The organism is Pannonibacter sp. SL95 (assembly GCF_026672425.1).
Taxonomy (GTDB): domain Bacteria; phylum Pseudomonadota; class Alphaproteobacteria; order Rhizobiales; family Stappiaceae; genus Pannonibacter.
Map to the genome: position 1 here is coordinate 1,264,059 of NZ_JAPPRC010000006.1, position 13,581 is coordinate 1,277,639.

14 protein-coding genes and 1 pseudogene are annotated in these 13,581 nt (G+C 63.7%); 5 read left to right on the top strand and 10 right to left on the bottom strand.

Annotated features, from left to right (window positions below):
- Positions 1–526 precede the first annotated feature (526 nt).
- From OVA12_RS22700 to pcaD, 10 genes and pseudogenes are all read right to left on the bottom strand, one after another.
- Entirely contained in the window at positions 527–853 is a 327-nt protein-coding gene (locus OVA12_RS22700) for a hypothetical protein (protein WP_268141036.1), read from the bottom strand.
- A gap of 353 nt (positions 854–1,206) precedes the next feature.
- Complete coding sequence (locus tag OVA12_RS22705) at positions 1,207–2,022, bottom strand: lyase family protein (protein WP_268141038.1); 816 nt, start codon at positions 2,020–2,022, stop codon at positions 1,207–1,209.
- Between the two features lie 52 nt (positions 2,023–2,074).
- A pseudogene (locus OVA12_RS22710) lies at positions 2,075–2,530 on the bottom strand (lyase family protein); the annotation flags it as partial.
- 3 nt (positions 2,531–2,533) lie between these two features.
- Positions 2,534–3,739 (bottom strand): 3-oxoadipyl-CoA thiolase, encoded by a 1,206-nt coding sequence (gene pcaF / locus OVA12_RS22715; protein WP_268141040.1) that lies wholly within the window; start codon positions 3,737–3,739, stop codon positions 2,534–2,536.
- Positions 3,732–4,511, bottom strand: coding sequence for a CoA-transferase subunit beta (locus tag OVA12_RS22720; RefSeq protein ID WP_268141042.1), 780 nt, complete (start codon positions 4,509–4,511; stop codon positions 3,732–3,734). Before OVA12_RS22720 ends, pcaF begins: the two co-directional genes overlap by 8 nt.
- 1 nt (position 4,512) lies before the next feature.
- The gene (locus OVA12_RS22725; protein WP_268141044.1) at positions 4,513–5,376 is read right to left on the bottom strand and encodes a CoA transferase subunit A; all 864 of its coding nucleotides are present in this window, start codon (positions 5,374–5,376) and stop codon (positions 4,513–4,515) included.
- A 77-nt stretch (positions 5,377–5,453) separates the two neighbouring features.
- Complete coding sequence (pcaG, locus tag OVA12_RS22730; RefSeq protein ID WP_161673729.1) at positions 5,454–6,080, bottom strand: protocatechuate 3,4-dioxygenase subunit alpha; 627 nt, start codon at positions 6,078–6,080, stop codon at positions 5,454–5,456.
- A 2-nt stretch (positions 6,081–6,082) separates the two neighbouring features.
- A complete protein-coding gene (gene pcaH / locus OVA12_RS22735) occupies positions 6,083–6,838 on the bottom strand; it encodes a protocatechuate 3,4-dioxygenase subunit beta (RefSeq protein ID WP_268141047.1) in 756 nt (251 codons plus the stop codon).
- A complete protein-coding gene (pcaC, locus tag OVA12_RS22740; protein WP_268141494.1) occupies positions 6,835–7,248 on the bottom strand; it encodes a 4-carboxymuconolactone decarboxylase in 414 nt (137 codons plus the stop codon). The genes pcaH and pcaC overlap by 4 nt, the downstream gene beginning before the upstream one ends.
- Before the next feature lie 55 nt (positions 7,249–7,303).
- The gene (gene pcaD / locus OVA12_RS22745) at positions 7,304–8,098 is read right to left on the bottom strand and encodes a 3-oxoadipate enol-lactonase (protein WP_268141050.1); all 795 of its coding nucleotides are present in this window, start codon (positions 8,096–8,098) and stop codon (positions 7,304–7,306) included.
- Between the two features lie 132 nt (positions 8,099–8,230).
- Here pcaD and pcaQ point away from each other — a divergent pair, with 132 nt between their 5' ends.
- From pcaQ to cysD, 5 genes are all read left to right on the top strand, one after another.
- On the top strand, positions 8,231–9,157 hold the full coding sequence (pcaQ, locus tag OVA12_RS22750; RefSeq protein ID WP_268141052.1) for a pca operon transcription factor PcaQ: 927 nt from the start codon (positions 8,231–8,233) through the stop codon (positions 9,155–9,157).
- A 191-nt stretch (positions 9,158–9,348) separates the two neighbouring features.
- Positions 9,349–10,377, top strand: coding sequence for a TRAP transporter substrate-binding protein (locus OVA12_RS22755; protein WP_268141054.1), 1,029 nt, complete (start codon positions 9,349–9,351; stop codon positions 10,375–10,377).
- 94 nt (positions 10,378–10,471) lie between these two features.
- Positions 10,472–10,969 (top strand): TRAP transporter small permease, encoded by a 498-nt coding sequence (locus OVA12_RS22760; RefSeq protein ID WP_268141056.1) that lies wholly within the window; start codon positions 10,472–10,474, stop codon positions 10,967–10,969.
- On the top strand, positions 10,962–12,350 hold the full coding sequence (locus OVA12_RS22765; RefSeq protein WP_268141058.1) for a TRAP transporter large permease: 1,389 nt from the start codon (positions 10,962–10,964) through the stop codon (positions 12,348–12,350). The genes OVA12_RS22760 and OVA12_RS22765 overlap by 8 nt, the downstream gene beginning before the upstream one ends.
- A 323-nt stretch (positions 12,351–12,673) precedes the next feature.
- Positions 12,674–13,579 carry a sulfate adenylyltransferase subunit CysD gene (cysD, locus tag OVA12_RS22770; RefSeq protein WP_268141060.1) on the top strand — a complete coding sequence of 302 codons (906 nt, stop codon included), beginning with the start codon at positions 12,674–12,676 and terminating at the stop codon, positions 13,577–13,579.
- Positions 13,580–13,581 lie beyond the last annotated feature (2 nt).

Below are 13,581 nucleotides of genomic sequence, written 5' to 3' on the forward strand. Positions count from 1 at the left end.
AGGGGTGGGGGGATGTCCCGCACAGTGCCATGAGTTTGGTTGAACAGAATTTCGGCTCGTTAGAACACGAACCTCGAAAACCAACTAGACCCCGCCTAGCTCCAAACCCTCACCCCCGCCTCAATTCCTCCAGCGCCCGGTCAATCAGCGCATCGGCGGCGCCCATATGCCGGGCGGGGTCCTTGAGGGTGTCCCAGTCGATCGGGGCGGACCTCTGGGTGCGCAGGACGTCGATGAGGGGCTGGCCACTGGCGAGCGTCTCGGAGCGATTTGACCTCGCGCATTACAAACTGGAGCATGATTGAGCTGCCTGTTCAAAGCTAGATGCGCAACAACGGTGGAGCAATGTTCAGGCTGAGGGCTTCATCTAAACATAATAAGTGAAAAATATAAACAAACTGCAACTCGAGAAAATTCAATAACACTCAATAATCTATAAAATAATATTTTACTAAAACATATGATGTGAACATCAATGCAAAAAATTCATTTTATGCCAAGTTGAGATCTTCTGACAGAAGATCAATTATTGCTCTCGACTTTGCTCGGTGACTCCTATCGTGTCAAGGATGCCGGAAACATCAACCCAAATGGTGCGGCCTGTTTCAATCCACAGCTTCATACCATCCTCGGGTTCTCCCCTAAAGATGTGTGGGGCGCCATGTCCAAAAAATCTAACAAACCCATCATTCGGTGTACCTACTGTTCTGCGGCCAATCTCTTTGGCCTCCTGATTGAGAAAAACCTCATGAACAGCGACGATCTCACCATTTTCGTCAGTCACCGAAAAAACAGTAGAATTATTTTTAGGGTTGAACCTTACGCAGTCAGGGTATCGGTTACTTTCTGGCATAGTCGAGCAGTCCTTGAATCCTAGGTTCAATTCCTCTTTGACAGGCTTAAGAAGTCGTCAATCACAAATATAGCGAAAATCCTGGTGCACTCAAGCGGACGCTTTCGGGTGTGTTTAAAAATTTATCATTCAGATAAAAATTTTATCAAATACTCAGGTGAGCCTGTTAAACAGATTACATATGAAGGTCAAAATTTTGATGCCAATTTGCAAAAAACTATTCTGTTAAGTTATATCTGGCTGATTGCTCTACGCGCTTGAAGAAGTGTCGTTCGAGGAACAAAGTGGGAATAGCTGTGTAAGTTTTGCACGTCATGCGCGTCCCCACTGGCTGTCGTTTTTGTAGCCACCCCTCACCCCCGCCTCAATGCCTCCAGCGCCCGGTCAATCAGCTCATCGGCGGCGCCCATGTGCCGGGCGGGATCCTTGAGGCTGTCCCAGTCGATCTGGGCGGATGTCTGGCTGCGCAGGACGTCGATGAGGTTCTGGCCGGAGGCGAGCGCCTCGGCGCAGGCGGTCTTGACGAGAGCTTGCGCCGCGCTGCGCGGCATGTGGTCGGCGAGGGCGAAGCTGGCCGCCTCGGCCAGCATCAGGCCTTGTGCTGCCTCGAAGGTCGCGCGCATGGCCACTTCGTTGACGCTGAGGCCGGCAACAAGCTCGGCCGCCGTGGCAAGGGCAGCGCCCGTCTGCAGCAGCATGTCGGGCAGGTGCAGCTGTTCGATCAGCCAGGCCGCGCCGCTGCGTTCCTGTTCGGCAAGGGCAGCCTGATTGAGCACGCCGGCAAGACCGCCGGTGCTGCGGGCGAGCGCGATCAGCACTTCGGCCGCCACCGGATTGGCCTTGTTCGGCATGGTCGAGGAGCCGCCCGCCCCGGCTAGGCTGACCTCGCCGATCTCGTTCTGGGCGAGCAGCACCACATCTTGGCCCATCTTGCCGAGACTGCCGGTGATGAGCGCCAGCAGGCTGCCCAGTTCCAGAATCGTGTCGCGCGCGGTGTGCCAGGGCAGGGCCAGGGTCGTCAGCTTCAGCCGGGCGGCGAGCCGCGCCTCGACGGCAAGCCCTTTGTGTCCAAGTGCCGCCAGATTGCCCGAGGCCCCGCCGAGCGAGACGGCGAGCAGCCGGGGGCGCAACTCGGCGAGCCGGTCGAGATGCCGCGTCAGCGGCAGCATCCAGCCCGGCGGCCTTGAGGCCGAAGCTCGTCGGCGTCGCCTGCTGCATCCGCGTGCGCGCGGCAATGGGCGTTGCCCGGTGCGCCTCGGCCAGCGCGCCGAGCGCAAGGGCGAGCGCTTTCAGCCGCGTCTCGAACAGATCGAGGATCCGGGCGAGGCGCAGCACCAGCGCGGTGTCGACGATGTCCTGGCTGGTCGCGCCCCAATGGACGTAGCCGGCATCCGCCGCCGGCACCGCTTTGCGCAGGTCGGCGACGAGGGCGGGAACGGGGACGCCGTCGCGCCCCATGCCTGCCTTGAGCGCCTCAAGGTCCGGCGTCAGGAGCCGGGCGGCGTCCGCGATCCGCGCCGCCGCCTCCGCCGGGATCAGGCCGCAATCGGCCTCCGCCAGCGCCAGTGCCGCTTCCACCTCCAGCAGGGCCGCGACCTCGGCCGTCGCCCCGAGCAGGGCTTCGGTCTCGGGATCGCGGATCAGTCCGGCAAGGAGGCAATCGCGGCTTGGGGACATGGCTCAGACCGCCTCGATGGCGATGGCAATGCCCTGGCCGACGCCGATACACATGGTAGCCAGCGCCAGCTTGCCGCCGCGCTCCTTCAGCTCCAGCGCCGCCGTGCCGGTGATGCGGGCGCCCGATGCGCCAAGCGGATGGCCGAGGGCGATGGCGCCGCCGTTCGGGTTCACCTGCGGCGCATCATCGGCAAGGCCGAGATCACGCAGCACGGCAAGGCCCTGCGAGGCGAAGGCCTCGTTCAGCTCGATCACGTCGAAGCTGGCCGGCGACAGGCCGAGCCGGGCGCAGAGCTTGCGTGTCGCCGGGGCCGGGCCGATGCCCATGATGCGCGGCGGCACGCCGGCGGTCGCCCCGCCAAGCACGCGGGCAATCGGCGTCAGGCCGTATTTCTCCACCGCCGCGCGCGAGGCGAGGATCAGCGCAGCCGAGCCGTCATTGACGCCCGAGGCATTGCCGGCCGTCACCGAGCCGCCCTCGCGGAACGGCGCCTTCAGCTTGGCAAGGCCGTCCAGCGTGGTGTCGGCGCGCGGGTGCTCGTCCTTGTCGATCAGGATCGGATCGCCCTTGCGCTGGCTGATCGAGACGGGAACGATTTCCCTGGCGAGCCGGCCGTTCTCCTGGGCGGCGACGGCCTTCTGCTGGCTCCGGAGCGCAAAGGCGTCCTGGTCGGCGCGGGAAATGTTGAATTCGGTGGCGACGTTCTCGGCCGTCTCGGGCATCGAGTCGATGCCATACTGCTTCTTCATCAAGGGGTTGACGAAGCGCCAGCCGATCGTGGTGTCGTGGATCTCGGCATGGCGCGAAAAGGCGGTGTCGGCCTTCGGCATGACGAAGGGCGCGCGCGACATGCTTTCCACGCCGCCGGCGATCATGATCTCGGCCTCGCCGCACTTGATGGCTCGGGCTGCCGTGATCACCGCATCCATGCCGGAGCCGCAGAGCCGGTTCATGGTGGTGCCCGGCACGGTGTCGGGCAGGCCGGCGAGCAGGGCGGCCATGCGGGCGACGTTGCGGTTGTCCTCGCCCGCCTGGTTGGCGCAGCCGTAGATCACCTCGTCCAGCACGGCCCAGTCCACATCCGGATTGCGCGCCATCAGCGCGGCGATCGGCACGGCCGCCAGATCGTCGGCGCGCACGCCGGACAGGCTGCCGCCAAACCGGCCGATCGGGCTGCGCACATAGTCGCAGATGAAGACATCACGCATCAGAACCTCCTCCATGGGCAGCCTTGGTGCGCGCATGCAGGTCGCGCAGCACCTCAAGCTCCTCTTGCGTCGGGGCAGGGGTCTCGCCCACCTCCGCCGCGAATCTGGCTTTCCAGCCGACCGTATCCGCGACCATGTCGCGGGTCACGCCCGGATGAAGCGAGGTGACGGTGAATTCTTTCGTTTCGGCGTCCGGTTGCCAGATGGCCAAATCGGTGATGAGCCGGGTCGGGCCCTTGGTCATCACGCCATGGTCGGCCCGGTCGCTGCCGCCCTTGCCGTGGCCGAGCGAGGTGACGAAGTCGAGCTTCTCGACAAAGCCGCGGTTCGACTGTTTCATGGTGATGAAGATCTCGCGGCAGGAGATCGCGATCTCCGGCGCCCCGCCGCCACCGGGCAGGCGCACCTTCGGCTTCTCGTAGTTGCCCACGACGGTGGTGTTGAGGTTGCCGAAGCGGTCGATCTGCGCCCCGCCGAGAAAGCCGATGGTGATCCGCCCGCCCTGCAGCCAGTAGCGGAACATTTCCGGCACCGACACGGTGCAGAGCGCGGTCTCGCAAAGTTCGCCGTCACCGATGGACAGGGGCAACACGTTCGGCGCGGTGCCGATGGTGCCGCTCTCGTAAATGAGGGTTATGTCCGGCGCATGGGTCAGCCGGGCGAGGTTGCAGGCGGCCGAGGGGGCACCGATGCCGACGAAGCAGACGTCGTCGTTGGTCAGCGCGCGGGCAGCGGCGATGGTCATCATCTCGGTCGGGGTAAAGCTGGTCATCTCACGCGTCTCCTGTCTTGAGGAGCGGGGCAACCCGGCTGGCGAACACGTCAGGGCTGACATTGGTCACGTTTTGGGTCATCCAGGTCAGGAAATTGTCGCGGTCTGACGCGATCTTGTCCCATTCGATATAGGCGGCGTTGTCGCGCGGATAGACGCCCTGCACATAGGAGGGATGCGCCCCGCCAGGCACCTTCACCACCGAGGTGACGGTCCAGGACGGCAGGATGCAGGCATTGGGGCTGGGGCTTGCCAGGTCGTCGACGATCTCCTCGACGGTCACAATGGCGCGCCTTGCCGCCAGCACGGCTTCCTTCTGCACCCCGACAATTCCCTCCAGCAGCACGTTGCCCTTCCGGTCGGCCCGCTGGGCATGGATCACGGTCACGTCCGGCCGGAGTGCCGGAACGGCGGCCAGTTCCTCGCCGGTGAAGGGGCACTTGATGAAGCGGATGTTGGGGTTGACCCGCGTCAGCTCCGCGCCGCGATAGCCGCGGAAGATGGCGCAGGGCAGGCCCGACGCGCCCGCCTCATAGGCATTGGCCATGGCCGCGTGGCTGTGCTCCTCGATCTCGATCGGGTGCGGCCAGCCGTTCTCCACCGCATCGCGCAAGCGGCGCAGGAGGCCGACGCCCGGGTTGCCGGCAAAGGAGAAGATCAGCTTCTTCACGCAGCCCATGCCGATCAGCTGGTCGTAGATCATGTCCGGCGTCATCCGGATCACGGTCAGATCCTTGCGCCCCTGACGGATCACCTCATGCGCGGCCGCATGCGGGATGAGATGGGTAAAGCCTTCAAATGCAACGGAATCTCCGTCGTGGATGTTCTCCGCAACGGCGTCGTGCAGGGACTGGATTTTCGCCATGGCTGGTCGCTTCAGCTCTTCGGATCAAGTGAAAAGGGAAGGGGCCAGGTGGTGGGAACCCGGCCCCGACAGGGCGGTCAGATGTCGAAGAAGACGGTTTCCCGATCGCCCTGGAGATGGATGTCAAAGCGGTAGACAAGGCCCTCCGGCGTCTCCTGCCGCTCTGCGATCAGCGTCTTGCGGCGGACCTCCTGCTCGATCAGGCGCAGCACCGGGTCATTCGCGTTGGCGGCTTCCTCGTCGGAGAAGTAAAGCCTTGTATTCAAACCGATATTGATGCCGCGCGCGACGATCCAGAGGCTGATGTGCGGGGCCTGCGGCCTGCCGTCGCGCCAGGGCACCGAACCCGGCTTGATGGTGTCGAGGAGGAAGACGCCGGTGTCGAAATCCGAGCAGGAGCGGCCCCAGCCGCGAAAGTCCGGGTCGAGCGCCTTGGTCTGGGTGTCGTCCGGATGGTTGAACCGGCCCTCGCTGTTGGCCTGCCAGCTCTCGACCAGCACGTCGCGCACCGGCGTGCCCGTGCCATCCAGCACGCGGCCCTCGATGCGGATGCGGGTGCCGCGTGTCTGAGGTCCTGCAACCACATGCGAGAAATTTTTCTCGAAGATATCGAAGCCGGCGGCGGCCGGTGCGAGGCCGATATGGACATAAGGGCCGGCCGTCTGGCTGGTCGTCTCGGAGAGATAGTTGAGCGGCTGCACCATGGTCAGTTTCCTTCCAGCCGGTTCTCGAACAGGGTGGACCGGCGCCCGCGCAGGACGATGTCGAACTTGTAGGCGCGGCAGTCGAGCGGCACGGTGGCGCGCAGGTCCAGCGGCGCGATCAGGCGCTTGACCGCCTCGGGATCCGGGATCGTCTTGACGATCGGGCAGACGTCGATGAGCGGATCGCCCTCGAAATACATCTGCGTGATCAGGCGCTGGGTGAAGGAGCGGCCGAAGATCGAGAAGTGGATATGGGCCGGGCGCCAGCTGTTGACATAGTTGCGCCAGGGATAGGGGCCCGGCTTGATCGTGCGGAAGTAGTAATAGCCGTTCTCGTCCGTCAGGCAGCGGCCGCAGCCGCCGAAGTTCGGGTCGATCGGGGCGAGATAGGTGTCCTTCTTGTGCCGGTAGCGGCCGCCCGCATTGGCCTGCCAGAACTCGACCAGCGTGTGCGGCACCCCGCGCCCGTTCTCGTCCAGCACCCGGCCATGCACGATGATCCGCTCGCCGATGGGCTCGCCGGTCTTGGCGTAGTTGAGGATCAGGTCATTGTCGAGCGGACCGAGGTCCTCGGCGGTGAAGACCGGCCCTGTGATCTCGCCGATGCCCTGCTCCAGCGACAAGAGCGCCTTCTGCGGCGAGCGCGTGACCGAGGTCTTGTAGATCGGGGTGAAGGCTGGCGGATGCACAGTGAGATCGCGCTGGTAATAGTCGCCCTCGCGGGGCCCCGAGGGGCGGTTGGTGCCGAAGCTGCTCACGGCTGCTCTCCCTTGTGGCGAACGGCGTCGCCGTCCTCAGGTTCCCTCATTTCGTCGTCCAGCCGACCTGCCGCAGCCAGCGCGTCCCGGGCAATGCGGAAGGCCGTGTTGGCAGCCGGAACCCCGGCGTAGATGGCCACGTGCATCAAGGCTTCGCGGATGTCGCGGGCTGAGGCGCCGGTGTTGATGGTGGCTCTGACATGCATCGCCAGTTCCTCATGATGGCCGAGCCCGGCCAGAAGCGCGATGGTGACGAGGCTGCGTTCGCGGCGGCTCAGCGTGTCGTCGCTCCACACCGTTCCCCAGGCGCTCTCGACGATCAGGGTCTGGAAGTCGGCGTCAAAGTCCGTCATGTTGGCGACCGAGCGGTCGACATGGGCATCGCCCAGCACGGCGCGGCGTGTCGCCATGCCGCCGGAGTGGCGCGACCCGGGCGAGCGGACCTTGGGGGCTGCGGGCACGGGATCAGACAACGGCGGTCTCCTCAAGAAAGGCATCAAGGGCAGCGCAGAAGGCATCCGGGGTCTCGATGCAGGGCAGGTGGCCAGCGCCCGCGATCAGGGTGAAGCGGGCGCCCCGGATCAGCCGGGCTGTGGCCTCGACCAGAGCTGGTGGTGTCGCGCCGTCCTCGCCGCCTGCAATCACCAGCGTCGGCATGGGCAACTGCGATGTGCTGTGTGTCAGGTCGGCGGCGGCAAGGGCGGCACAGGTGGCGAGATACCCTTGGCGCGGCGTGCGCGTCAGCATCGCGCGCCAGCCGGCAAGCGCGACGGGCTCAGAGCAACGGAAGCCGGCCGAGAACCAGCGCTCCAGGATCGGATCTGCAATGGCCTCGATCCCGCCCGCCTCGATCAGGCGGATGCGGTCCTGCCAGGTCTCGGCCGTGCCGATGCGGGTGGCGGTGTTGCTGAGGACAAGCGCCGGCACCCGGTCCGGATGCCGCGCCGCAAAGCCCTGCGCTACAAGGCCGCCTACCGACAGGCCGACGGGAATGCAGCGGTCAACGCCAAGCTGCGCGAGTACCGCCGTGAGGTCATCGACCAGATCGTTGATGGAGTAGGGGCCTTCGGGACATTCGGAGAGGCCATGGCCGCGTGCATCGTGACGGATGACACGCATGCGGCCCCTCAAGTGATCTGCGACCGCATCCCAGCTGCGCAGGTCGGTTCCAAGCGAATTGCACAGCACGACTGCCGGCAAATGCGTCTCGCCGCTGTCGTCCACATGCAAGGCCAGACCGTTTGCCGCGATCATGCGCATGGTTTGTTCCTTGGGGCTCCCGGCTGATGCGGTGTCCGATCAGCCTGTTCTTGTGCTTGCCTCATATTTCATCCATGCTTCGGTTATGTAAAATGAGAAATCAGGTCATTTGTATAACCGAAAGGAATGAAAGTGATCGATCCGCGGGTGAAATACCGGCACATCCAGTGCTTCCTCGAGGTCGCGCGTCTGCGCAGCCTGGTGAAGGCGGCAGAGGAATTGTCGATCACCCAGCCCGCCGTTTCCAAGACCCTGCGCGAGCTGGAGGAGATCCTTGAGGTTCGTCTCTTCGACCGCTCCCGCAAGGGCGTGGTGCTGACGCAGTTCGGCGAAGTGCTGCTCCACTACGCCGGCGCCAGCCTGGCGGCGTTGAAGCAGGGGCTGGACAGCGTGGCTCAGGCGCGCATGTCGGGAGAGTCCTATCTCAACATCGGTGTGTTGCCGAGCGTGGCGGCGCGAATCGTGCCGACTGCGGTGCAGCGGTTCCTCGCCGAAAGCGTTGAAACCACCCTGACGCTGATCACCGGGCCGAACACGTTCCTGCTCAGCCGGCTTCGGTTGGGGGAACTGGATCTGGTGGTCGGCCGCCTGGCTGACCCGGAACAGATGGCCGGCCTGTCCTTCACCCATCTCTATTCGGAGAGCGTGTCTTTTGTGGTGCGCAAGGGGCATCCGTTGCTCGATCGCAAGCCGCTCGATATTCGCCGTCTTGCCGATCATGTTGTGCTCTATCCGACGCAGGAGGCGATCATCCGGCCTTATGTGGAGCGCCTGCTCATCGCAGCCGGCGTCACCAATCTGCCGCGCCGCGTCGAGACGATCTCCAACACGTTCGGCCGCAGCTTTACCCTCGACACCGATGCGGTGTGGATCATTTCGTCCGGCGTGGTCTCGCGCGATGTCGCAGCGGGCGATCTGGTCGAATTGCCGATCGAGACCACGGGCACGACCGGCCCGGTGGGGTTGACGACGCGGGCTGACACAGCACCGACACCAGCCCTTGTCATGTTGCAGGCCTGCCTGCGGTTCGCTGCGGACAAGGCGGCGGTTCGTTTGTGATCTGGGAGCAAAGCTGCATAACCACAGGTTATTCAGCTTCGATAATTGTTCATTTTACATAACGAAAGTGGATGGGTAGCGTGAGGATCAGACCCTTGTCCGACAGGAGGAGCGGCACGCATGTGCCGACTGACGGCAGGGGCAACGCAGGGGCGCGGTCCGCTGGCCCCTCGACAAAGGGAGGACCACAGATGAAGCGTATTCTCGCAGTGGCGACCGGGCTGGTAACGGCCTCGATGATGATCGCCAGTGCCTCGGCGCAGGAAGTCAAACTGACCCTGCATCATTTCCTCGGGCCAAAGGCTCCGGCTCAGACCCAGATGCTGGAGCCCTGGGCCAAGAGCGTCGAGGAAGCATCGGGTGGCCGTATCAAGGTCGAGATATTCCCGGCCATGTCGCTCGGCGGCAAGCCGCCGGAGCTGTATCGCCAGGCCCGTGACGGCGTTGTCGACATTGTCTGGACCGTACTTGGCTACACGCCGGGAACCTTCCCGCGCAGTGAAGTCTTCGAGCTGCCGACCGTGCACAAGGGATCTGCCAAGCAGACCACCATCGCCTTCACCGAAGCCTTCGACATGGTCGCCGATGACTTCAAGGACGTGAAGCCGATCCTGCTGCACACCCATGGCGGTCAGGCCTTCCACATGGTGAACAAGCCCGTGCGCAAGCCGGAAGACCTCGCCGGCCTGAAGGTTCGGACCCCGTCGCGGACGGGCAGCTGGACGCTGGAAGCCTATGGCGCCGAGCCGGTTGGCATGCCGGTTCCAGAAGTTCCCGAAGCCCTGTCCAAGGGCGTTCTTGATGGCACGATGGTGCCGTTCGAGATCTTCCCGGCCCTCAAGCTGCACGAGCTCACCAAGTATTCCACGGAAGGCGCAGGCGGCACCCGCTTCGGCACGTCCACTTTCATGATCGCCATGAACAAGGACCGGTATGACAGCCTGCCGGATGACCTGAAGAAGGTTATCGACGACCATTCCATGGGCAACATTGCTGCCAAGTACGGTGCTGTCTGGGATGGCATCGAGAACGGCGGCAAGGAGCTGCGCAAGAAGAATGGCGAGCTGATCGAGCTGACGGCCGAGGAAACCAAGGCCTTCGACGACAAGGGGCAGGTTGTGGTTGATCGCTGGATCAAGGAAGCGTCCGGCGCAGGTCTCGACGCGGCCGCCATGGTCGAAAAGGCTCGCGCGCTCGTCGCCAAGTCGCCGGCTCAGTAAGCTTGGGTATCGAGCTCAAGGCCGGGGACGTCAGGCGTCCCCGGCCTTTTGTCCCCTTGCGGGGACAGGCAGTGATCAAACACAGGGAGGCAGCATGGCATCGCTGCTGCGCAAGGCAATCTCGGCCTGGGCGCTCTTCGGAGCGCTGTTCATTCTCGCCATCGTTCTGGTCACGACCGTGAACGTCTCGGCCTTCACGGCCAACCGGATCGCGGTGCTGTTTGGCAGCACGGTGGCTGGCATCTCCGGCTATGAGGATTTTGTCCGCCTGGCGGTCAGTGTCACGGCCCTGTCCTTCATCCCCTATTGTCAGCTCAAGCGTGGTCACGTGGTCGTGGACCTGTTTGTCCAGTCCATGCCGAAAGCCGTCCGCGCCGGGCTGGACAAACTCTGGCTGGCGACAACGGCCGTACTCGCCGTGTTCCTGGCCTACTGGATGTGGGTCGGCCTCAACGAGACCATGGCCGACCAGACGCGCACGGCCATCCTCGGCTGGCAGGAGTGGCCCTGGTACGGCCCTGGCGTGGTTTCGATGATCCTGTGGGCGCTTGTCTGCGTGATGCAGTTGTTTGAAGGTGAAGCCCATGGGTGAGGCAGAACTGATTGGCCTGATCGGCCTTGGCCTGTTGTTCGGGCTCCTGATCCTGCGCGTGCCGGTTGGCCTTGCCATGACGATTGTCGGCATCGGCGGCATGTTCGCGCTGTCGCTGGCGCTGCCGCATGTGCGGTTCGAGCCCTATCTGAAGCAATTCAAGTCGCTGCTGTGGACCAACATGGCGAGCTACGACCTATCGGTCGTGCCGCTGTTCGTGTTCATGGGCTATCTCGCCAGCCACGCCAATCTCAGCCGCGACCTGTTCCAGGGCATGAATGCGCTGATGGGGCGGGTGAAGGGCGGCGTGGCGATCTCGGCCATCGGGGCTTGCGCCGGCTTTGGCGCGGTCTGCGGCTCGTCGCTGGCCACAGCCTCCACCATGGGCCGGGTGGCGCTGCCGGAGCTCCGGCGGCTCAACTATTCGCCGCGACTGGCCACCGGCACGCTGGCGGCTGGTGGGACACTTGGCATCCTCATCCCGCCTTCGGTCGCGCTGGTCATCTACGCGGTCATCGTCGAGGCCTCGATCATCGAGATGTTCCGGGCGGCGGTCATTCCGGGGATGATCGCGGTCGCTGCCTTCATTGCCGTCATCGCCATTCAGGTGCGCCTCAATCCCGCGCTTGCCCCGGCAACGGCCAGCCTGCCGAGAGAGGAGCGCAACCGCGCGCTGCTGCGCCTCATTCCGGTGATCCTGATCTTCGGCTCGATCATTCTCGGCCTCGGCATCGGCCTGTTCACCCCGACGCCGGCGGCGGCCATCGGCGTGTTCATCATCCTCGTCTACGGCTTTGCCCAGAGACTGTGGGGTGCTGAGGGGCTGACGGTCGGCAAGACGAAGGACGCCCTGCTGGAAACGGCGGTCACCAGCGGCATGATCTATTTCATCCTGTTCGGGGCCGAGGTGGTGAAGGGCTTCTTCACCCGTGCCGGCCTTCCCTCAGGCCTTGCCGAATGGGCAGGCAGCAGCGGCCTTGATCCCTGGGTCGTGCTGATTGCCATGCTGATCATCCTCGTCATCCTCGGCTGCTTCATGGAAAGCCTGGCGATGATCCTGGTGATGGTGCCGTTCTTCTGGCCGGTGCTGGTCGATCTCAACGGCGGCGATTATGCCACAGCGGCAACGGCGGCCTACGGCCTGTCAGCGGACGAGCTGAAGATCTGGTTCGGCATCCTGACATTGATCGTGGTGGAGCTGGGGCTGATCACACCGCCGGTGGGGCTCAATGTCTTTATCATCAACGCGCTCGCCAAGGACGTGCCGATGACCGAGACCTTCAAGGGGGTGATGCCCTTCTTCGGCATGGAGATCGTGCGGGTAGGGCTTTTGCTGCTGTTCCCGGCGATCGTCCTGTTCATTCCAAGGTTCTTCGGTTAGCCCTTTCTTCGATCGACAGCACAGGCTGCATCCATCAGCGCCCCGGGGTCTCTGGCCATCCGGGGCGTTGACGCATTGATGCAAAGCATTTGCGGGAGGAGGGCTGGATTCCCGGCAGGGATCTGCGGCCATCCGGGGCGATTGATCCCCTGCCGAAGGGATTTCTCCGCTTGGCGAGAAAAACGAACCGGAAAAGCCGTTCCTCCCAAAAGCCCGCAAAACCGTTTCTTATGTGAACCGGCCCGCTTTTGTAGGGTTGCGCCATGATCGCCCCAGCCGCCGAACCGCGGTGAGACCCCGGGGCGCGAGGGAAGAAGTGGCGCATGTCTGATCGGCTCAGCAATCTCCGGCGGCTTGAAGCGGAGAGCATTCACATCATCCGCGAGGTGGCGGCCGAGTTCCGCAACCCGGTGATGCTCTATTCCATCGGCAAGGATTCGTCGGTCATGCTGCATCTGGCGATGAAGGCCTTCTATCCTTCGAAGCCGCCTTTCCCGCTGATGCATGTCGATACGGGCTGGAAGTTCCGCGAGATGATCTCCTTCCGCGATGAGACCGTGAAGCGGCTCGGGCTGGACCTGATCATCCACACCAATCCGGAAGGGCTGGCCCAGGGCATCAACCCGTTTGATCACGGTTCGTCGGTCCACACCCACATCATGAAGACCGAGGCACTGAAGCAGGCGCTGACCAAATACGGCTTCGACGCAGCCTTCGGCGGCGCGCGCCGGGACGAGGAAAAGAGCCGCGCCAAGGAGCGTGTCTTCTCCTTCCGCACCGCCTCGCACACCTGGGATCCGAAAAACCAGCGTCCGGAACTGTGGAACCTCTACAACGCCCGGGTGGCCAAGGGGGAATCCATCCGCGCCTTCCCACTGTCCAACTGGACCGAACTGGACATCTGGCAGTACATCCTGGCCGAAAACATCCCGATGGTGCCGCTCTACTACGCTGCCCCGCGTCCGGTGGTCGAGCGCGACGGCATGCTGATCATGGTCGACGATGACCGCATGAAGATCCGCCCCGGCGAGACCGTCGAGGAAAAGACGGTCCGCTTCCGCACCCTTGGCTGCTACCCGCTCACCGGCGCCATTGAGTCTGATGCCGCGACCCTGCCGGCCATCCTGCGCGAGATGCTGATTGCCCGCACCTCCGAGCGCTCCGGCCGCCTGATTGACCACGACGACGCTGCCTCGATGGAAAAGAAGAAGCGCGAAGGATACTTCTGATC